Source organism: Flavobacterium cheniae, from assembly GCF_004363695.1.
GTDB lineage: Bacteria > Bacteroidota > Bacteroidia > Flavobacteriales > Flavobacteriaceae > Flavobacterium > Flavobacterium cheniae.
Map to the genome: position 1 here is coordinate 815,059 of NZ_SNZC01000002.1, position 20,076 is coordinate 835,134.

At 34.3% G+C, this 20,076-nt stretch carries 17 protein-coding genes and 1 pseudogene; 8 read left to right on the plus strand and 10 right to left on the minus strand.

Annotated features, from left to right (window positions below; genetic code table 11):
- Nucleotides 1-74: 74 nt before the first annotated feature.
- Nucleotides 75-518, plus strand: coding sequence for a hypothetical protein (locus C8D80_RS08670; RefSeq protein WP_133609389.1), 444 nt, complete (start codon nt 75-77; stop codon nt 516-518).
- A gap of 125 nt (nt 519-643) precedes the next feature.
- Here the strand turns inward: C8D80_RS08670 and C8D80_RS08675 are convergent, their stop codons facing one another.
- The 9 genes from C8D80_RS08675 to C8D80_RS08715 form a co-directional block, all read right to left on the minus strand.
- Nucleotides 644-2,704, minus strand: a complete 2,061-nt coding sequence (locus tag C8D80_RS08675) for a prolyl oligopeptidase family serine peptidase (RefSeq protein WP_394364581.1) — start codon at nt 2,702-2,704, stop codon at nt 644-646.
- A 152-nt stretch (nt 2,705-2,856) separates the two neighbouring features.
- Nucleotides 2,857-3,417, minus strand: a complete 561-nt coding sequence (locus C8D80_RS08680; protein ID WP_133609393.1) for a type 1 periplasmic binding fold superfamily protein — start codon at nt 3,415-3,417, stop codon at nt 2,857-2,859.
- Between the two features lie 11 nt (nt 3,418-3,428).
- Entirely contained in the window at nt 3,429-5,810 is a 2,382-nt protein-coding gene (locus C8D80_RS08685) for a TonB-dependent receptor (protein WP_242004846.1), read from the minus strand.
- A gap of 64 nt (nt 5,811-5,874) precedes the next feature.
- Nucleotides 5,875-6,183 (minus strand): hypothetical protein, encoded by a 309-nt coding sequence (locus C8D80_RS08690; RefSeq protein ID WP_144728185.1) that lies wholly within the window; start codon nt 6,181-6,183, stop codon nt 5,875-5,877.
- A gap of 238 nt (nt 6,184-6,421) precedes the next feature.
- Nucleotides 6,422-7,411 (minus strand): aspartate-semialdehyde dehydrogenase, encoded by a 990-nt coding sequence (locus tag C8D80_RS08695; RefSeq protein WP_133609397.1) that lies wholly within the window; start codon nt 7,409-7,411, stop codon nt 6,422-6,424.
- Between the two features lie 141 nt (nt 7,412-7,552).
- On the minus strand, nt 7,553-7,963 hold the full coding sequence (locus C8D80_RS08700; protein WP_133609399.1) for a hypothetical protein: 411 nt from the start codon (nt 7,961-7,963) through the stop codon (nt 7,553-7,555).
- Between the two features lie 111 nt (nt 7,964-8,074).
- Nucleotides 8,075-8,491, minus strand: a complete 417-nt coding sequence (mscL, locus tag C8D80_RS08705) for a large conductance mechanosensitive channel protein MscL (RefSeq protein WP_133609401.1) — start codon at nt 8,489-8,491, stop codon at nt 8,075-8,077.
- A gap of 68 nt (nt 8,492-8,559) precedes the next feature.
- Complete coding sequence (locus tag C8D80_RS08710; protein ID WP_162845052.1) at nt 8,560-11,004, minus strand: bifunctional UDP-N-acetylmuramoyl-tripeptide:D-alanyl-D-alanine ligase/alanine racemase; 2,445 nt, start codon at nt 11,002-11,004, stop codon at nt 8,560-8,562.
- A 1-nt stretch (nt 11,005) separates the two neighbouring features.
- Nucleotides 11,006-11,638 carry a thymidine kinase gene (locus C8D80_RS08715; protein WP_133609403.1) on the minus strand — a complete coding sequence of 211 codons (633 nt, stop codon included), beginning with the start codon at nt 11,636-11,638 and terminating at the stop codon, nt 11,006-11,008.
- A 101-nt stretch (nt 11,639-11,739) separates the two neighbouring features.
- On the opposite strand from C8D80_RS08715, the gene C8D80_RS08720 reads away from it, so the two are divergent.
- The 5 genes from C8D80_RS08720 (at nt 11,740) to C8D80_RS08740 (ending at nt 17,335) form a co-directional block, all read left to right on the plus strand.
- On the plus strand, nt 11,740-12,696 hold the full coding sequence (locus tag C8D80_RS08720) for a hypothetical protein (RefSeq protein WP_133609405.1): 957 nt from the start codon (nt 11,740-11,742) through the stop codon (nt 12,694-12,696).
- Entirely contained in the window at nt 12,697-13,380 is a 684-nt protein-coding gene (gene rsmI, locus C8D80_RS08725) for a 16S rRNA (cytidine(1402)-2'-O)-methyltransferase (RefSeq protein WP_133609407.1), read from the plus strand.
- A gap of 317 nt (nt 13,381-13,697) precedes the next feature.
- Nucleotides 13,698-14,123, plus strand: a complete 426-nt coding sequence (locus C8D80_RS08730) for an OsmC family protein (RefSeq protein ID WP_133609409.1) — start codon at nt 13,698-13,700, stop codon at nt 14,121-14,123.
- A 262-nt stretch (nt 14,124-14,385) separates the two neighbouring features.
- Nucleotides 14,386-16,086, plus strand: a complete 1,701-nt coding sequence (gene recJ, locus C8D80_RS08735; protein ID WP_133609411.1) for a single-stranded-DNA-specific exonuclease RecJ — start codon at nt 14,386-14,388, stop codon at nt 16,084-16,086.
- Nucleotides 16,079-17,335 carry an MFS transporter gene (locus C8D80_RS08740; RefSeq protein ID WP_133609414.1) on the plus strand — a complete coding sequence of 419 codons (1,257 nt, stop codon included), beginning with the start codon at nt 16,079-16,081 and terminating at the stop codon, nt 17,333-17,335. The genes recJ and C8D80_RS08740 overlap by 8 nt, the downstream gene beginning before the upstream one ends.
- On the opposite strand, the gene C8D80_RS08745 is transcribed toward C8D80_RS08740, so the two are convergent.
- On the minus strand, nt 17,332-18,081 hold the full coding sequence (locus C8D80_RS08745; protein ID WP_133609416.1) for a UDP-2,3-diacylglucosamine diphosphatase: 750 nt from the start codon (nt 18,079-18,081) through the stop codon (nt 17,332-17,334). The two genes, C8D80_RS08740 and C8D80_RS08745, sit on opposite strands and share 4 nt — an antisense overlap.
- 212 nt (nt 18,082-18,293) lie before the next feature.
- Here C8D80_RS08745 and C8D80_RS08750 point away from each other — a divergent pair, with 212 nt between their 5' ends.
- Both C8D80_RS08750 and C8D80_RS08755 read left to right on the plus strand, forming a co-directional pair.
- The gene (locus C8D80_RS08750; RefSeq protein ID WP_133609418.1) at nt 18,294-18,629 is read left to right on the plus strand and encodes a hypothetical protein; all 336 of its coding nucleotides are present in this window, start codon (nt 18,294-18,296) and stop codon (nt 18,627-18,629) included.
- Nucleotides 18,629-20,076 (plus strand): annotated as a pseudogene (locus C8D80_RS08755) (hypothetical protein); the annotation flags it as partial. The gene C8D80_RS08750 and the pseudogene C8D80_RS08755, both read left to right, overlap by 1 nt.

Genomic DNA, 20,076 nt, shown 5'->3' on the forward strand with positions numbered 1-20,076 from the left:
ACTTAGTTTTATGTGTTGATTTTCAATAGTTTAGATTAAAATTCGTAATTTTATTAATCTAAACTTTGAAAGTCATGAAAAATAAAACAGTATTACAAAATGCATTTCTAATCTTTTTAGGAATCGGGTTGTTTTTCCTATTAATGGATTTTTTAGGATTGGCAAGTAAAAATTATTTACGTTCATTAAATGCTTTTATCGTCTTATATGGAATTCATAAAACCATTAAATATAATTACGATAAAGGAAAAATGAACTATTTTGAAAATCTATTTTCAGGATTTATAACAGGAGTATTGGGTGTTTTTCTTGGAATAGTTGGTTTAATTGCATTCATCTACATAAAAGGAGGAGAAAGCTACTTAACAACATTATCGGATACTTTCTTTTTCGTTGGAAAAATAAATATCATTCAATATTGTGGCGTTTTATTTTTTGAAGGTGTTGCTTCTAGTTTAATAGGTGCTTTTGTGTTGATGCAATTTTATGGTGACGTTGCTATTAGCCACAAATATTAAACACGCCTAAGTTTGTCATTATTCGTAATTGTAAATTAAAACTTTCATATTTTTAATCGCAACTTATCGAATTTATTACAAAAAAAAAGAGCCTTATGGCTCTTTTTTAGTTTAGTATTTCTTTTTTATTTTAATTCTTTAACACCCATATTATAAAGCGTAAAGACTTGCATATCCACATTTTCTTGAATCGTAGCAGCAACCGATTTTCCTGCTCCGTGACCCGCATTTACATCAATACGAATTAAAACCGGGTTATCTCCAGCTTGCTTAGCCTGTAATTCTGCAGCAAATTTAAAACTATGCGCCGGAACTACTCGGTCATCGTGATCTCCTGTAGTTACCATAGTTGCTGGATATTTTGTACCTGCTTTTACGTTATGAACTGGTGAATAACCTTTAATGTATTCAAACATTTCCTTGCTTTGTTCGGATGTTCCGTAATCGTAAGCCCAACCTGCTCCAGCGGTGAATGTGTGGTAACGTAACATATCTAAAACACCAACTGCTGGTAACGCCACTTTTACTAAATCTGGGCGTTGTGTCATAACTGCACCTACTAATAATCCACCATTCGAACCACCTTTTATCGCTAAATAATCTGAAGAAGTGTAGTTTTCTTTGATTAGATATTCAGCTGCAGCAATGAAATCATCAAAAACGTTTTGTTTTTTCATTTGGGTTCCTGCATCGTGCCACTTTTTACCATATTCACCACCACCGCGTAAGTTTGCAACAGCGTAAACACCGCCATTTTCTAACCAAACAGCATTAGAAATACTAAAAGCAGGAGTTAAACTTGAATTAAATCCACCATAACCATATAAGATAGTTGGATTTTGTCCGTTTAATTTTGTGCCTTTTTTATACGTGATAATCATTGGAACTTTTGTGCCATCTTTTGAAGTATAAAACACTTGTTTTGACTCGTAATCAGCCGAGTTAAAATCCACCTTTGGTTTTTGATAGATTGCTGATTTTCCTGTTTTTGGATCAAAAGAATAGATAGTTCCTGGTGTTACATAATTCGTAAACGAAAAATATAAAGTAGTTTCTTTTTCTTTTCCACCAAAACCACCAGCAGTTCCAACACCAGGTAATTGAATATCGCGTACTAGTTTTCCGTTGTAATCATATTGTTTGATGAACGAAACCGCATCTTTCATGTAACTTGCAAAAATATAACCGCTACCAGTGTTTGGCGACAATACATTTTCGGTTTCAGCGATGCAATCTTTCCAATTTTCTTTTGCTGGATTTGATAAATCAAAAGTTACAACGCGTTTGTTTGGCGCTTTGTAATTGGTTACCAAGTAAATTTTAGAACCTTTATTGTCTAAAACATCATTATCATTTTCGTAGTTGTCAATTAAAGTTACGATTTTAGCATTAGGTTTTGATAAATCTAAATAATATAATTCGTTTCCAGAAGTTGAATTCGCTGCCGAAATGAATAAATATTTTTCATCTTCAGAAACACCACCACCAACATATCTTCTTTTTACATCGCCACCATAAACTAATTTATCTATTTTTTGAGCCGTGTTTAATTTGTGGTAATACAATTTGTGTTGGTCTGTTTTTGCCGATAATTCGCTTCCAACCGGTTTGTCATAGCTTGAATAATAGAATCCTTCGTTTTTGTACCAAGAAACACCGCTAAATTTTACATCCACAATTGTATCTCCAATAATTTTTTTAGTTTTGGTATCAATTACGATTACTTTTCTCCAATCACTTCCACCTTCTGAAATAGAATAGGCTGCTAAACTTCCGTCTTTACTGAAATTTAATCCACCTAAAGAAGTCGTTCCGTCTTTTGAAAATGTGTTTGGATCTAAAAAGATTTCTTCTTTACCAGCTTTATCTTTTCGGTATAAAACCGATTGATTTTGAAGTCCGTTATTTTTGTAGTAATAGGTATAATTTCCTTCTTTGAATGGAGCTCCAATTTTTTCGTAGTTCCATAGTTTTTCCATGCGGGTTTTTAGCTGATTTCTGTATGGAATTTGCTCTAAATAACCATAAGTAACAACATTTTGAGCTTTTACCCAAGCTTCCGTTTCAGCGCTTCGGTCGTCTTCTAACCAACGATACGGATCGTTAATTTTTTCACCAAAATACGTGTCAACGTGGTCGATTTTTTTCGTTACGGGATAATTAACTTTTGTTGTTTGTGCGTTCATAACAAGTGTACAAACAATAGCCGATATTGTTATTGTTTTTTTCATAAAAAGTTTATTGTTGAATAACAAAGATATTCAAAAGGGTTTTAAAGATTTGTTAAAAAACAAAAACGACTGAAATTTCAGCCGTTTTGTAACAAATTTGATTTTTTTTAGTTAACCGCAACTGAAAAGTTTACTGCAGCATCAGTGCTTCCTCCAGCATTTGTTATGTCACCACTTGCAACTCCTGCTGCTGATTTATTTAAATCATGTCTTAGCGTAACTGTTAAAGTTCCTGTTGAGCCAGAAGTACCAGCAACTAATGTAAAGTTTAAGCCAATTGGTTTTCCGTTAGTATCCGTATCCGTGTAAGTTACAGTTCCAATAGATGATGGAAGTTGATAGAACACTTGATGATCAGCTCCCTCTTCTTCTACTTCAACTGTAATGTCTTCTGCTGGATCTTCTAATTCGTTTAAAAATTCTGTTGAACCTGTGTAAGTCGTTCCAGCTACTAGAATACCACCACCAACTGGAGTTAAAACAGGAGCATTTGGACCATCACCATCTAAATCTCTTGATTCTAATACGATAGTTTGTCCTCCACCAACTAATGTAACTCTTACAGTTGTGATAACTTCTTCCTCGTTCACAGGAGCATCATCGTTAGAACAAGAAGTTGAAAATATTACTGGAATTACTAATAGCGCGATAAGTTTTAAATTTTTCATGTTTTGATTTTTTAATAATTAAATTTTAATTGAATTTGAACATTTCTACCCATTTCGTCTACAAAAAAGCGTTGACGATTTAGGTAATCTCGATACGTTGTGTTCATTATATTCTGTACACTGAAAGAAGTGGTTAAGCTGTTTTTTTTATTGATTTTAAACGTCATTTCGCTATAAAGATGCAACAAATGATAGCCTTTTGGTGGTGAACTTATATCAACCAAAACCGGAGTTAGTTCATCATCTACAACAATATTGGTTTCAAAATTGTAATTTGGGAATTGATTTTGTCTGAAAACCACTTCACTCTTTAATTCGCTTACGAAATTGAACCAAGATTCATTTTTATATTGAATTTTATTATTGATGACAAACGGCGGCATATCGATTAAATACTCGTTAGTACTTAGATTTTGACCGTTTACATAAGCCATTCCTAATTCGTGTGAAAAATGATTGGAAATACTCCATTTGGTATTAACATCAAAACCTGTCAACAAAGCTTCTGTTTGTTTGAATTCCCAAACTGGAAAAGCCCCGCGAATAGTAGTTTCAAAACCAATAGGTTGCAAATAAATGAAATTTGAAATTCGATTAATAAACGGATTAAGTTGCACTTGAAACGATTTCCAATCTTTCTTAAAAGTCGTATTGAATTTATAGGCTTGTTCTTTTTCTAATCGTAAATCACCTAATTCAATTTGACCAGTAGAATGATGTAATCCATCGCTAAATAATTCAGACGGATTTGGATTTCGAGAAGCCAAACTCATATTCACTAACCATTCCATTTCATGATGAAATTGCTTTCTAAACCCAATGTTTGCTGTAATATTATGATAATCAAAAGTAGGTTTCGTTAACCATTGATTGCCTTCTTCGCCCACAATAAAATGTGAAAATTCGGCATCATAGCCACGTTCTGTCCATCTTGATTTCAAATAATATTTTGTTGCTTCGATAGTCGAAAAATCATAACGAATTCCCGATTCTAACGAAGTAGCATTGTCAAATTTATAAACGGCAATTCCGTATAAACCGGCATCCAATTTCTCATAACTCGGAATTAGTGGACGAACACCTGTTTTTGGATTCGCAAAATTGTTTTGGTAACCCAAATTCAATCCCGATTTCAATCGCCAATTTCCAATATTCGTTTTATAATCCGCTAAAAAAGTATGCGTTGCTAATTGCAAATCCAAAGCAGCTTTGTTAGTATTTTCGTCGTTTCTCCTAACGTCAAATTCTAAACGATTGTTGAATTGAAACGCATATTGAAAATCAATCGAAGTGTTTTCGTTTAGCCATCTTTGGTAATTCACTTTTGCTAAATGATGTTGTACTTCTTGTTTTGGTGCGTCAATCGAATAAGTGAAAGGTTCAATTACGCTTGGTTGTTGGTTGTTGATGGAATTGTACAAATCGTTTACATTTCCAATATGCGAAGCTTTGATGATTCCAATTTGCGCATTGTAAAAACTGTACATCGCATTGAAATTATACTTTTCTTTAGCAAAACGAATGCCTCCCGAAAAATTTTGTTCCCGATTTCCAGAATTTGACAACACATAATCTGGCGTTTCGCGATCGCCTAAATATTTGAAAGTTCCCAAAGCATTCCAACTCCAACCATAGCGATTCCCTTTTTGGAGACTTGAACTCAAGCTTCCACCCATTCCGTTTGAGGATAAGTTGAGAATTGTTTTTCCAACCAAAGTGTCTTTTTTAATCACTTCAGGTTCGATGACAACAATTCCACCAATAGCATCACCACCATATTGCAAAGCCGAAGCACCTTTAATCACGGTAATTTTTCCAGCCGCATTAATATCGAAATTAGGTGCGTGTTCTGTTCCCCACTGTTGGTCTTCTAATCGAACATTATTATTGATAATTGGTACACGATTACTATGCAAACCATTAATTACCGGTTTAACAATAGTATTACCGGTTTTTAAAATCGAAACTCCAGAAACTTCTTTCAAGGCTTCACCCAAGGTTTGATTGCTAAATTTTTCAATAGTAGCGCTTTTCAAGACTTGTTCGTTACTACTTTCACTTTTTGAATTCGAAAGTTGTTGGATGGTGATATCGTCTAATTTGGTAACATCTAATTTCAATTGACGATTGATAGTTAAATCGGCTGAAATTTCGATAGTTTCCTCAATAGCATAATAGCCTATAAACGAAATATAGAGTTTCTGTTTCCCTTTTGGAATGCCTGATAAAACATAAGTTCCGTTTGCATCGGTTGAAGTAGTTTTATTGGCAATGTGTACGTGAGCATCTGTCAGTGGTAAGCCATTTTCATCCGAAATAACGCCAGTAATCGTAACTTGAGCATATCCGAAAAAGCCAACCAAAAAGAAAAATAATATCGATAAGAATCGCATATCTTTTAGTTTAAATGTAACAACAACGTATCATTATTTTTGGTAATGATATCGAAATATATTTTTAAACTAAAGCAGGAGGACCACGAAGGTAAAACGAATTCCTTTCAAACGTAACACAAGATTCCTTACTGTTAAATTGATACGGAATTTCGTAAAACGAAGAAATAAAGTCAAAATGGAATACTTCTGGTGAAAGGAAAGCTGCAAATTTGAAATCACAAACTGGACAGTCTTCACTTTCAGTAAACGTTTTTTCAGAAGTTTTTAAAGTCAAATGGTGTGAATCATCACAACATTCTGTTTTTAAATGGTGATCATGCGAAAAAGTATGCACTGATTGATAGCACACAGCAAATAAAACTGCGAGCATTAAACCAATATTCATATATAGTAACTTCTTTTTCACAATCACAAAGATAGCTTTTTCTAAAGAAACGAAAAAAAGAAACCACGAATTAACGATTTTTTAAGTTTTGATGACTTATTTCGCTAGTTCGTGGTTGTGTATTGAAACACATAGAAACATAGAATTTAAGTCTGATGTGAACTCAAAAAAGTGTAACATCCTTAATCTATTAAAAATAAACTATGTGTCTATGTGTTTAAAATTATACCAAGTTATTCGCAACCAAATATTCCGCAATTTGGATTGTATTCGTAGCAGCTCCTTTTCTTAAGTTATCGGCAACAATCCACATATTGATGGTGTTTGGTTGGCTTTCATCTCTTCTAATTCTTCCTACGAAAACATCATCTTTTCCTTGTGCGTAGATTGGCATTGGATAGGTAAACGTTTCTAAATTATCTTGAACTGTCACACCAGGCGTGTTTTGTAAAATTTGACGCACTTCATTCACATCAAAATCATTTTCAAACTGAATATTTACGGCTTCACTGTGTCCGCCAACGACTGGAATACGAATTGCAGTTGCTGTAACCGCAATGGTTTTATCGTTTAATATTTTTTGTGTTTCGCGAACCAATTTCATTTCTTCTTTGGTGTATCCGTTTTCTTCAAAACTATCACATTGTGGAATCGCATTTCTGTGAATTGGGTATTTGTATGCCATTTCATCTTGAATTCCCGCATATTCGTTTTCTAACTGACGAACTGCTTTTACACCTGTTCCAGTAATAGATTGATAAGTAGAAACTACAATACGTTTGATGTCATATTTAGCATGTAAAGGCGCTAAAGCCATTACCATTTGAATCGTTGAACAGTTTGGATTCGCAATAATTTTGTCTTCTTTAGTTAAAATCGATGCATTGATTTCTGGAACCACTAATTTCTTAGTTGCATCCATACGCCAAGCGGAAGAATTATCGATTACGGTTGTTCCTGCAGCAGCAAATTTTGGAGCCCATTCTAAAGAAGTTTCTCCACCTGCCGAAAACAAAGCAATCTCAGGTTTCATATCTACAGCGGTTTGTAAACCTACTACTTTATAGGTGTTACCTTTCCATTCGATTTCTTTTCCAACTGATTTTTCAGAAGCAACTGGAATTAACTCCGTTACAGGAAAATTACGTTCTGCTAATACTTGAAGCATTATTTCGCCTACCATTCCGGTAGCGCCAACTACGGCTACTCTCATTGTGTGTGTTATTTAATGATGCAAAAATATAGAATATTCAAACGACTTAGCAAATATTGATGAAATTATAACAAAAGTTTTGATTTGTAACAGGATTTTGAAATATGATTTTATTCGAAAGATTTTAATCAATACATTTAATTATTTTATATTCATGCCAGTTTTTTCTTCAAAAAAATTACAAAATTCATCATCTGAAAATTTAACTCTAAAAGTATAAACTTCATTTTTGTCTTTTACTTTAAACCTTAAATTTGCTCCTAATCCAGAATCCCAAAGTGATTTTATTTCAATTATTTCGCTATATCCTACTTCTATTTTTTTAAATAGCAAATAAAAATCTATTTCTATTGTATCTTCATACATAGTCAAATTCACAGCATTATATCGTTGCAGAAAAATTAAGATTGCTGATACACTTATAGTAATCACAAAGAAATTTAATGCAATTCCTTTTGTTAACAATACAAAAATAATTAAAAAGACACTTATTGTAAATGGAAAAAAAGTATCAGTTTTTTTAACTTTTCGTGTCAATTTAATTTCTCTCATACTTCAATTATTATTTTATCAAATGTCTAAAACAAATCTAATCAATTTCCATCAAAAAAATACCCCGACGAATCGGGGTTTAATTTAGCATATATAATGTAGCGGTATCGACTATTTTTTCAATAAATCTCTAATTTGTGTAAGCAATTCCTCTTGAGATGGTCCTGCTGGTGCCGCTGGGGCTGCTTCTTCTTTTTTCTTTGCTTTTTCTGCTGCTCTTAAAACTACAAAAATAAATAACGAAATAATTACGAAGTTAATAATAGCTTGTACCAAGTTGCCATAAGTAATTACTGCTGCTCCTGCTGCTTTAGCCGCATCAAGATTTGCATAACTTTCGCCGTTTAATGCAACGAATTTTTGAGTAAAATCAATTCCACCTGTTATTAGCCCAACAATTGGCATAATTACATCGTCAACTGCAGAGCCAACAATTTTACCAAAAGCACCACCAATTACAACAGCAGTAGCTAAACTTAATACATCGCCTTTCATTAAAGAGGCTTTAAAATCTGCAAAAAATCCCATAGTTTTTAATTTTAAGAGTTAGTTTTTTTGTTTTAGTTTTACGAATTTACAAAAATTTTAACATAATGTTAATTTTTATAGAAAATTCTTTTAACACGTTGCGAAATTCCAGTTAAAATTTCATAAGGTATCGTACCAATTACACTTGCCATCTCTGTTACTTTCGGATTTTTTCCAAAAACAATCACTTCATCTCCAGTTTTACAGGAAATATTCGTAACATCCACCATGATCATGTCCATACAAATGGAACCTAAAATCGTAGCTTTTTGATTGTTGATGGTAACAAAACCTTTTTCATTGCCCCAAGCTCTTCGAATTCCGTCGGCGTAACCAATTGGAATAGTAGCGACTTTCATTTTTTGAGTCACTCGAAATCTTCGGCTGTAACCAATGCTTTCTTCGGCTGAAACTTCTCTAATTTGGGAAATAATGGTTTTTAAAGTACTCACATTTTCTAACACTTTCAATTCTTGTTCTGAATTTCCAATACCATACAAACCAATACCTAATCGCACCATTTCCATCTGTTTTTCCGCATAATTGAAAATTCCAGACGTGTTTAAAATATGACGAATTGGTTTTGAAGGCAACACTTTTTCTAATTCGGAATACATCGCATCAAAACGTTGAAATTGCAATTTTGTAAAATCATCAAATTCCAAATCATCACTTGCAGCTAAATGCGAAAACACGCTTTTCACTTTAACGAAATTATTGTTCTTAAGTAAGGAACATAATTCGTCTATCAAATGCGGTTCAAATCCTAAGCGATGCATTCCCGTATCCAATTTAATATGAATTGGATAATGGGAAATGTTTTGGTGTTGGGCAATTTTTAAAAACGCTTGTAAACCCGTAATCGAATAAATTTCGGGTTCTAAATTATAAGCAATCATGGCTCTAAAACTGCTATTTTCGGGATTTAAAACCATAATTGGAGTCGTAATTCCAGCTTTACGTAATTCGATACCTTCATCGGCAAACGCAACTCCTAAGTAATCGACTTTATGATGTTCGAGCAATTTTGCTATTTCGTAACCGCCATTTCCGTAGCCAAATGCTTTCACCATGACCATAATTTTGGTTTCTGGTTTTAGTTTAGATTTGTAGAAATTCAAGTTGTGACTAATCGCATCGAGATTGATTTCTAAAATGGTTTCGTGATTTTTCTCTTCCAACAAAACCACAATTTCATGAAAGTTGAAACCACGCGCACCTTTCACTAAAATGGTTTCGTTTTGAAACGATTGCGTATTGAATTGCTGTAAAAATTCTTGTGTAGTGGCAAACGAAATTACATTCGGCAAATCGTTCAATTGTTTTCCGATGGTTTCGCCAATGGTAATAATGCGCTCGATTTTATTTTTCGAAAGCAATTGTTTCACTTGATTGTAAAGCGTTTCCACAGCAATGCCACTTGTGAAAATATCGGATAAAATAATCGTTTTTTTATCGTGTAATTTTTGTTGTTCTAAGAAATCCAACGCAATTTTCAACGATTGATAATCTACCGAATAACTGTCATCGATTACCAAACAATTGTTGATGCCTTTTTTAGCTTGAAGTCGTAATTCTACTGGGTATAATTCGGCAACGCGATTTTGGATAAACGCAATTTCTTCGCCTAAAAACAGCATGAAATTCACGCAAGTAATTACATTTTCAATCGAATTTTCATCGGAAAACGGAATTGTTACACTAAAAGTGTTGGTTGTGTTTTTGAACGTTAATTCGGTTTTTCCATTTTCATTTTTCTTAGAAACAAAAAGATTTGCACTTTCATCCGAAAAACTCCAAGTATGTTTTTGATTGTTTTCTGGAAGTAAAACTTCAATTTCAGCATTCTTTTTTAATAAAATATCGGAACAATTTTCAAAAAGTTGCACTTTCTCTTTGATTTTGGCTTCGCGATTCGCAAAACCTTCGTCATGAACAGAACCAATATTTGTTAAAATGCCGTATTTCGGTTGTATGATGTGTTCTAAATTTGACATTTCATTCGGTAACGAAATTCCGGCTTCAAAAATTCCTAAATCATAATTTCCCTCAATGGCTAAAATTGATAATGGAACGCCAACTTGCGAATTATAACTTTTCGGATTTCGAACAATCAAATGATTTGGACTTAACAAGAAATTCAGCCATTCTTTTACGATGGTTTTTCCGTTACTTCCTGTAATTCCCACAAATGGAAAATCGAATTGTTTTCGATATCCAATCGCAGTTTGTTGTAACGCATTTAACGAATTTTCAACGATAATGAAATTTGCTTTTTCATACAAATGTTCTGGAATATATTCAACCACAAAATAACGAACGCCTTTTGCAATCAACTCTTCCAAATACAAATGTGCATCGTGATTTTGTCCTTTGATGGTAAAAAACAAAGTATTGCTTCCATTTTGTAACGAACGGCTGTCAATCGAAATATGACTTGCGGTAAACTCAGTCGAATTTCCGTGAAAAACGCCTTTACAAAACGAAATAATATGAGTTAGGTTGAGATTCAATTTATTGATTATCGTCTTTTTGCTTGTTTACAATTTCAACATCTTTCACTTCCATGTTTTCTCGTATAGCTTTAAAATAAGCAGCACGACTTAATGGTTCGTATTCTTCGGTTTCGCCAAGCATTACCAGTCTTTTATCATCAGATTTTCTAAAACTATAATGCGCTAAATTTCCAGTGCGTGTACAAACAGCGTGAACTTTGGTAACATATTCGGCTGTAGCCATAAGTGCCGGCATTGGTCCGAAAGGATTTCCTTTAAAATCCATATCCAATCCAGCAACAATCACTCGAATTCCTGAATTGGCTAAGTCATTACAAACGGCAACAATTTCATCGTCGAAAAATTGCGCTTCGTCAATACCTACTACATCACAACCTTGTGCTAAAATTCGAATGTTTTGAGCAATTGGCACAGGTGTAGAACGAATTTCATTTTTATTGTGCGAAACTACCATTTCATCGTCATATCTTGTATCGACAGCCGGTTTAAAGATTTCCACTTTTTGTTTGGCAAACTGAGCGCGTTTTAGGCGGCGAATCAATTCTTCGGTTTTACCCGAAAACATTGAGCCACAAATTACTTCAATCCAGCCAAATTGTTCTTGTTGATTTACGGTATTTTCGAGAAACATTTTGTATCTTTCGTACGTTAAAAATTATTTTCTGCTACATTTGTAAGCAAAACAAAAATAGTAAAAAACAATCGATATAGTAAACGCTACAGCCTAAAGTTATGAAGAAAAGAATATCTGCTGAATTAATCAGTATTGCGCACCGAATTTTAAAGTTAAAAAACCATTCAGAAACGGTTCAATTACAGCAAGAAGCTAAAAATTTGTACGATCAATTGACGATTTTGCGTTTTTATGAAGAGAATTTCGAATTGGTAAAAAACGAAATTTCTGAAGAAGTTTTAGCTGAAAAATTAGAAGGAAAACCAACTGAAGTTTTCAACGCGCCTATTCAGGATAAAGTTGTTGAAACTCCGGAAGAAGTAAAAGTAGAAGTTGCTCCAGAAGTAGAAGAAACTATTGCCGAACCAATTGCGGAAGAAAAAGTCGTAATCGCAGAATTAATTGTGGAAGATGATGAAGAAGAGGAAGAGGTTTTGATGACTCCAATGGATGAAGAACCAATTGAGGAAGAAATAATCGAAGAAGAACCAGTTGCAGAAACTCCAAAAGCAGAAGAACCAGCAAAACAAATTTCGTTTGAAGACTTATTAGTACACGATTACAAAGAATTAGATTTTGTGAAAGTGGAAGACATTCCTGCTGAGGTGGCTAATGTTGTTGAAGCAGTTTTTGAAGCACCAACTCCTGTAGTAGAAGAAGTTGCAGCAGAAATCCAACCAGAACCTGTAGTGTCCGAAACGCCAAAAGTATTGGAAGAAGAAGTAAAAGCAACTTTCGAGAAAGTAAGTCAAGAACCAAAAATAAGTTCGTTAAACGATAGATTAAACAAAACGATTTCTTTTGGTTTGAACGATAGAATCGGATTTGAGAAGAAATTATTTGGCGGAAGTTCGGATGATTTTAATCGTGTAATTTCGCAACTGAATACATTTGATAGTTTTGAAGAAGCAAAATCTTTTGTTTTGGATTTCGTAAAACCTGATTATAACAATTGGGAAGGCAACGAAGAATTTGAAGCGCGTTTTATGGAAATTATCGAGAAAAAGTTTTCATAAATGGGTAAGTTATTCATAGTTCCAACGCCTATTGGCAATTTAGAAGACATGACTTTTCGTGCAATTAAAGTACTGAAAGAAGTTGATTTAATTTTAGCAGAAGACACGCGTACCAGCGGGAAATTGCTAAAACACTTCGAAATTGCTACACACATGCACAGCCACCACATGCACAACGAACACAAAACCGTTGAAAATTTGGTGAAGCGCTTGCAAGCAGGCGAAACCATTGCTCTAATTAGCGATGCAGGAACTCCAGCCATTTCCGACCCAGGATTTTTGCTTACACGAGCATGTGTGGAAAACGGAATTGATGTGGAATGTTTGCCAGGAGCAACTGCTTTTGTGCCGGCTTTGGTGAATAGCGGTTTACCCAATGATAAATTCGTATTCGAAGGATTTTTACCCGATAAAAAAGGAAGACAAACCCGATTTTTAGCCTTACAAGAAGAATACCGCACCATGATTTTCTATGTTTCGCCACATAAATTAAACAAAACCTTAGCCGAATTTGCACAATATTTCGGCGCTGACAGATCGGTTTCTGTTTCTCGAGAATTATCCAAATTACACGAAGAAACGGTAAGAGGAACCGCCGAAGAAGTACTAAAACATTTTGAAGCAAAGCCAGCCAAAGGTGAAATTGTAGTTTGTGTTGGGGGTTTAATTAAGACCAAAGGATAATGAGTTTTAAGAAAATAGGATTATTCTTTTTTATTTTGCTAACAATAAATGCTTTTATTTATTTTGTTATCATTGCATATTTTCAAAAGTTGGTAAATAGTCATTTAGCTTTAGCAGATAAGATCACAATTGAGATTTCTTTTTTTGCTTTATTGTTTTTAATTATCTCATTATATCGCTTTTTTTATCGTAAATTAAATATAACAACTTGGGTCTTACTATTAATAGCAATTAGCTTGTTTTTGTGGTTGCCGAAAATTTATAATCTTAAATGCTATGGTTGCTCGATTTCAGGTTAACATAATAATATTTTTTAAATGGAAACACACCACATAACCACTACCTGGAAAGGGAATATGCAATTTGAGTCCACGAACCCAAGTGGCGATGTCATTTCAATTGATGCTGGTCCTGAAAATGGAGGAGAAGGAAAAGGCTTGCGTCCAAAAGCGTTGATGTTATCGGCTTTAGCGGGTTGCACCGGTTTAGACGTAGCTTCTTTAATTGAAAAAATGAAGTTAGAAGTAACCGATTTCAAAATTGAAACATCAGGTGAACTAACTGAGGAACATCCAAAAACGTATCACAAAGTAAAAGTAGATTACCATTTTTACGGTAACAATTTAGACGAGAAAAAACTTGAAAAAGCGGTGAATTTATCGGTTGAAAAATATTGTGGCGTCATGGAAATGTTCCGCCAATTTGCAAAAGTTGAGGTAGCGATTTTTTATCATAAAATATAATAATCTATAAAGGTTTTACCACATAGAAACATAGATAAAAAAGTTAGTTTTAGTTCATACTGAATACACAAAGCCTATCTAACCTATAAAAAGTGTAACGACTATTTTGGTGAAAATTCACCTATGTTTCTATGTGGTTAATTTTTTTCATTTAGTAAATTCAAAAATATTTATACCTTTGTCATTCAATTATATAAGCCAAAATAACAGAGTTCAAACGAAAGTTCTGAATTCTAATTTCTAAATTCTAATTTTTAAAACTATGCGTTGGAATCCAAAATCTAAGCCAAATCCAGAAAAAGTACAAGCCATTCAGAGCGCCCTTCAAGTCGATGAAATCATCGCAAAATTATTAGTTCAGCGAGGTATTGAAACCTTCGAACAAGCCAAAACCTTTTTCCGTCCCACTCTAGCCGATTTACACAATCCGTATCTGATGAAAGATATGGACAAAGCTGTTGTACGAATTGAAAATGCCATTGCTAACAACGAAAATATTTTAATTTTTGGTGATTACGATGTCGATGGAACAACTGCTGTTTCTTTAGTCTCAAGTTATTTACGTAGTTTTTATCCGAATGTTGCGACCTATATTCCAGATAGATATGCAGAAGGTTACGGTATTTCCTATATGGGAATTGACTATGCCGAAGACAACGATATTTCCTTAATTATAGCTTTGGATTGTGGTATCAAATCGATTGATCATGTCAATTATGCCAAAGCAAAAAACATCGATTTCATTATTTGCGACCACCATAGACCAGGCGATATTTTGCCTGATGCCGTTGCGGTTTTAGATCCAAAACGAGATGATTGTTCGTATCCGTATGATGAATTATGTGGTTGCGGTGTTGGGTTTAAATTGATTCAGGCTTTAGCCGAAAATCGAAACCAAACCATTGATGATTTAGTGTTGTATTTAGATTTGGTTGCAACAGCCATTGCCGCAGATATTGTTCCGATTACTGGTGAAAATCGAGTGTTGGCGAAATTTGGATTGGAAGTGATTAATTCGAATCCGCGTCCAGGAATTAAGGCTTTGGTTCAAAATGTAAAGAAAAAAGTCTTGACGATTACGGATGTAGTTTTCATCGTCGCACCAAGAATTAATGCAGCCGGAAGAATCAAACACGGAAACGAAGCTGTTGCTTTATTAACCGAATACGATTTAGATCAAGCGGAACAATTCGCCTCCGAAATCGAGCAACATAATTCCGACAGAAAAGAATTAGACAAACAAATTACCAAAGAAGCCTTACTTCAAATCGAAGAAAACAACGAACAAAACCGATTTTCAACTGTCGTGTATCAAGAAAATTGGCATAAAGGTGTTATCGGAATTGTCGCTTCACGATTGGTAGAAAATTACTATCGTCCAACCATTGTTTTTACAAAAAGTGGCGAAAAATTAGCAGCTTCGGCACGTTCTGTGAAAGATTTCGATGTGTATAATGCGTTGGAAGCTTGTGCCGAACATTTGGAGCAATTCGGCGGCCACATGTATGCAGCTGGAATGACACTTTTGGAAGAAAATTATGAAAATTTCAAAAATGCCTTCGAAAAAGTCGTTCAAGAAACTATTCATCCCGATTTGTTGACTCCAGAAATTTCATACGATGCCGAAATCGAATTATCCGAAATTAATCCGAAGTTGATGCGTTTATTGAAGCAATTTGAACCATTCGGACCTGAAAATATGACACCTTTATTTTTAGCGAAAGGATTAACCGATTCAGGTTATGCTAAAACTTTAGGTTCTGATAATGAACATTTGAAAGCATTTATAAAACAAGGAAATTCGGAATCTTTTGGAGCAATTGGTTTTGGATTGGGCAATAAATTAGACTTGGTTACCAACAAAAATAAATTTGACGCTATTTTCTCTTTAGAAGAAAACGAATGGAAAGATACTGTAACTTTGCAACTGCAATTACGCGACATTAATGCTTCAAATGGCTAAAAAAGACCCATTTTCATCTTTACGAATACCCGAATTTCGCTGGTTTTTAGCCATGCGCTTGTTTATTGTATTGGCTTGGTCGATGCAATTTGTATTGATTGAGTGGGAAGTGTATCGCATCACAAAAGATCCATTATCACTTGGATTAATAGGTTTAATGGAAATCATTCCAGCGATTAGTATGGCATTGTTCGCTGGACACATTGTGGATCAAAACGAGAAAAAAGGTTTGTTAATCAAATGTTTTTCAGGATTAGCAACAATTAGCGCCTTGTTATGTCTTTTAGTTCATCCAAATTTTATTGATTCCTTTTCCAAAAACACGATTCTTTACGGAATTTACGCTTTAGTTTTTGTAGGCGGCATCATTCGTGCGTTTTTAATCCCATCCGTTTTTAGTTTATTGGGATTGATTATTCCTAAAAAAGAACAACCTAATGCAGCGACATGGAGCAGTTCTACTTGGCAAGTGGCAGCAGTAATCGGACCAGCATTGGCGGGATTTACGATTGGTTGGTTTGGGGTTTTTTGGTCGTTGGTTTTTGTGGTTTTTTGTGTTATTATGGCTTTAATAGTGCTAACACAAATTGAAAGAAAGCCGATTTTAAATCCAAAAATTGGCGAACCGATTTTCAAAAGTTTGAAAGAAGGTTTGTCTTTTGTGTTTCAAAATAAAACCATTTTAAATGCGATTTCGCTTGATATGTTTGCAGTTTTGTTTGGTGGAGCTGTCGCTTTATTACCCATTTTTGCTCAAGATATTTTAAAAGTAGGTTCTGAAGGTTTCGGAATTTTAAGAGCCGCACCAGCTATTGGTGGATTAATAACAATGTTAGTGGCTACATCCATTCCGTTACATCAAAAAGCAGGTAAAAAGTTATTGTTAGCTGTTTTTGGATTTGGAGTTTGTATTATCGTTTTTGGTTTATCAACTAACTTTTGGTTATCAGTAATAGCATTATTTTTAAGTGGAGTTACCGATGGAATTTCAGTAGTAATTCGACAAACCATTCTTCAAATTTACACACCTGATCATATGCGAGGACGCGTGTCTTCTGTGAATTCTATTTTCGTGGGTTCGTCTAACGAATTAGGAGCTTTTGAAAGCGGCTTGGCTTCCAAAATTATGGGAGTAGTTCCTGCTGTAGTTTTTGGTGGAATGATGACCTTAGGAATTGTAGGCGTTACCGCTGTGGCTTCACCAAAATTCAGAGAACTGGATATCGAAAAAGATTTAGAAACAATTTAGTTTTTGAATTCTTTTAATTCCAATTTTTCTCCATCAAAAACACCATAAGTGAAATAACCAATCCAATCGCCTAAATTCACATATTTTGAGTTTTCAGTCAATTCTATTTCCAATGGTAAATGACGATGACCAAAAACGAAGAAATTGTACTCTTTAGTTTCTAACTTTCGTTTGCAATATTGCACTAACCATTCATTGTCTTCTCCTAAATATTTTACATCTTCTGCTCCTGAAATCAATTTGTTTTTTACGGATAAATATTGGGCTAATTTCACACCAATATCAGGATGCAACCAACGAAATAACCATTTTGAAAACGGATTAGTAAAGACTTTTTTCATTCGTTTGTAGCCCATGTCGCCTGGACCTTTTCCATCTCCATGGCCAATTAAGAATGTTTTATCGTTAAAAGTAAATTCTTGGTTATCATGATAAACAGGAATATTTAACTCTTTTTGGAAATAATCACTCATCCATAAGTCGTGATTTCCTACAAAAAAATAGATTGGAATACCAGAATCCTTAATTTCTGCTAATTTTCCTAAAACTCTTACGAATCCTTTTGGTACAACTGTTTTGTATTCAAACCAGAAGTCGAATAAATCGCCTAATAAAAAAATCGCATCAGCATCCTGCTTAACAATATCAAGCCATTGAATGAATTTTTGTTCTCTAGGAAAACTTAATTCTGGAGTGGGTGCCCCAAAGTGCTGATCAGATGCGAAGTAGATTTTCAAGTTAAAAATTAGTTAAGAATATGTTAATAAACGTTTTTTTTTGCATTTTATCGAATTAAAAGGTTAAAAATTAACATATTATCAAAATAAGTATATTTTTAACCGATTATTTGTGTTTTAATCGATTCTAAATGTTCGAATCTTTTACAAAAATACATAAATCAAATTTAAATACATTTTTTAAAAATAACATTAAATAGTTTACAATTAAATTTTGAACCATGAATAAAAAATTATTTCTACTAATTTGTTTTTCTCTTTTCTCTTTGTCGGGATTTTGTCAAGCTAAAAGCAAGGCTTCACAATCGGATTCAAGTAAAAAGAGTAATAGCAATATGGTTGTAAAATCTCGTGAAATTTGCGGTTTTAATGCAAAATACACTGAGGTTTACATTATTCCCGGAACAGTTGAGTCTACAGATGTGAAGCCAAGACCATTAACTGATGAAGAAAAATGTTTAGTTGAGCAAAACAGAAAAGAAAACGAGACAGTTGTTTTAAAGCTTGATATGTTCACAGAGGTTAAAATTTTTCCTAAATCTAAAATAAAAGAATAATGAGAGTATTTTTATTATGCCTAACTTTTCTAGTTGGATTGTTAAGCTATGCTCAGCCGGCAAATGATAATTGTGCTAGTGCTACGGCTTTAACCGTAGATGCACCGTTAGTTTGTTCTCAAACAACAAGTGCGGCCACAGCTCAAGGAGGTGAATATTGTGCAGTAGCTGGTGGAGGAATTACTCCTAGAACAGTATGGTATTCGTTTGTAGCTACAAACACAACAATGGTTTTAAATTTAATTAGAACTAATACAACCAATTGTTTTGGACGTGTTTCTGTTTATGGCCCTAATGCAGCATGTGTTCCTGGTGTAGGTACAGCAATTTTTGATTGTGTTATATTAAATGGCGATCCTGGTGTTTTTCAAGCACTCACAGGATTAACAGTTGGTGCCACTTATCGAATTCAGTATAATGGTCAAGATTGTGGAGGTGGAAATGATAGAGCACACCAATTTTGTGTTGGTATTTATAATCCTGCCTCAAATAACTCAGTAGGTAATGGTACAGTTATAGATGCATGTGGAACCGTTTTTAATGGTACAACGCAAGGTGGTTACTTCCCTAGTGGAGTAGGTGCTGGTTTTAGAGATTTAGACAATAATTTAGCAACAACTTGTCCTGCATGTGGAGGACAACCTGGTGCTGATGTACCTTTTGTTGTTAACAATGATTCTTGGTTTTCGTTTTGTGCAGCAACTGCAGGAACTTGGCAGGTAACATTTAATGTAGGTGCTTGTTCATTATCTGGATTAAATAGTGGTTTACAGATGGCTATTTTTACAGGAACTCCAGGTGCGTTAACATGGTTGTCTCAAGCACCTAATCCTACTTATAGTGGAGGGTCTTGGGTTTCTCCAAATATTACTTTAGCAGCTGGAGAATGTGCATATCTTATGGTAGATGGTTTTGCAGGAGATGCTTGTGGATATTCTTACGTTTTAAGCCCAGTAGGAGCAAGTCCTTGTGATTTAGTTACAACATGTTCAATTACTGCAAATACTACTTGTACTACTCCGGGTTTATACACCCTTTCAGGTGAAGTAACTTTTTCAAATCCGCCAGCTACGGGAACTATGACAGTTGTGAATTCATGTGGAGGAAGTCAAGTTTTTAATGCTCCCTTTACGTCTCCGATTGCATATTCAATACCTGGTTTAACTGCAAATGGATCTTCTTGTACTGTTTCTGCTTCTTTTTCAGATAGTACAGATTGTTCGGCTAGTTTGCCTTATACTGCACCTTTGACGCCATCACAACCAACAATTTCAACAACAGCACCAACGTGTTCATCAGCTGGTGTTTCTACTATCACGAATTACAGTGGCGCGTTGACTTATACTTTCTCACCAGTTGGTCCTACAGCAGGCGCAGGCGGATTGATAAGTGGAATGGTAGTTGGAACGAGTTATACCGTAACATCATCTAATGGAAGTTGTTCATC

What these genes read in the sequence shown, in the direction of transcription:
- C8D80_RS08685 (WP_242004846.1), bottom strand. Translation starts at nt 5,810, where the DNA reads ATGCGATTCTTATCGATATTATTTTTCTTTTTGGTTGGCTTTTTCGGA.
- C8D80_RS08680 (WP_133609393.1), bottom strand. Translation starts at nt 3,417, where the DNA reads ATGAAAAATTTAAAACTTATCGCGCTATTAGTAATTCCAGTAATATTT.
- C8D80_RS08750 (WP_133609418.1), top strand. Translation starts at nt 18,294, where the DNA reads ATGAATAAAAAATTATTTCTACTAATTTGTTTTTCTCTTTTCTCTTTG.
- C8D80_RS08690 (WP_144728185.1), bottom strand. Translation starts at nt 6,183, where the DNA reads ATGCTCGCAGTTTTATTTGCTGTGTGCTATCAATCAGTGCATACTTTT.
- C8D80_RS08730 (WP_133609409.1), top strand. Translation starts at nt 13,698, where the DNA reads ATGGAAACACACCACATAACCACTACCTGGAAAGGGAATATGCAATTT.
- rsmI (WP_133609407.1), top strand. Translation starts at nt 12,697, where the DNA reads ATGGGTAAGTTATTCATAGTTCCAACGCCTATTGGCAATTTAGAAGAC.
- C8D80_RS08740 (WP_133609414.1), top strand. Translation starts at nt 16,079, where the DNA reads ATGGCTAAAAAAGACCCATTTTCATCTTTACGAATACCCGAATTTCGC.
- mscL (WP_133609401.1), bottom strand. Translation starts at nt 8,491, where the DNA reads ATGGGATTTTTTGCAGATTTTAAAGCCTCTTTAATGAAAGGCGATGTA.
- recJ (WP_133609411.1), top strand. Translation starts at nt 14,386, where the DNA reads ATGCGTTGGAATCCAAAATCTAAGCCAAATCCAGAAAAAGTACAAGCC.
- C8D80_RS08670 (WP_133609389.1), top strand. Translation starts at nt 75, where the DNA reads ATGAAAAATAAAACAGTATTACAAAATGCATTTCTAATCTTTTTAGGA.
- C8D80_RS08720 (WP_133609405.1), top strand. Translation starts at nt 11,740, where the DNA reads ATGAAGAAAAGAATATCTGCTGAATTAATCAGTATTGCGCACCGAATT.
- C8D80_RS08695 (WP_133609397.1), bottom strand. Translation starts at nt 7,411, where the DNA reads ATGAGAGTAGCCGTAGTTGGCGCTACCGGAATGGTAGGCGAAATAATG.
- C8D80_RS08675 (WP_394364581.1), bottom strand. Translation starts at nt 2,704, where the DNA reads ATGAACGCACAAACAACAAAAGTTAATTATCCCGTAACGAAAAAAATC.
- C8D80_RS08700 (WP_133609399.1), bottom strand. Translation starts at nt 7,963, where the DNA reads ATGAGAGAAATTAAATTGACACGAAAAGTTAAAAAAACTGATACTTTT.
- C8D80_RS08715 (WP_133609403.1), bottom strand. Translation starts at nt 11,638, where the DNA reads ATGTTTCTCGAAAATACCGTAAATCAACAAGAACAATTTGGCTGGATT.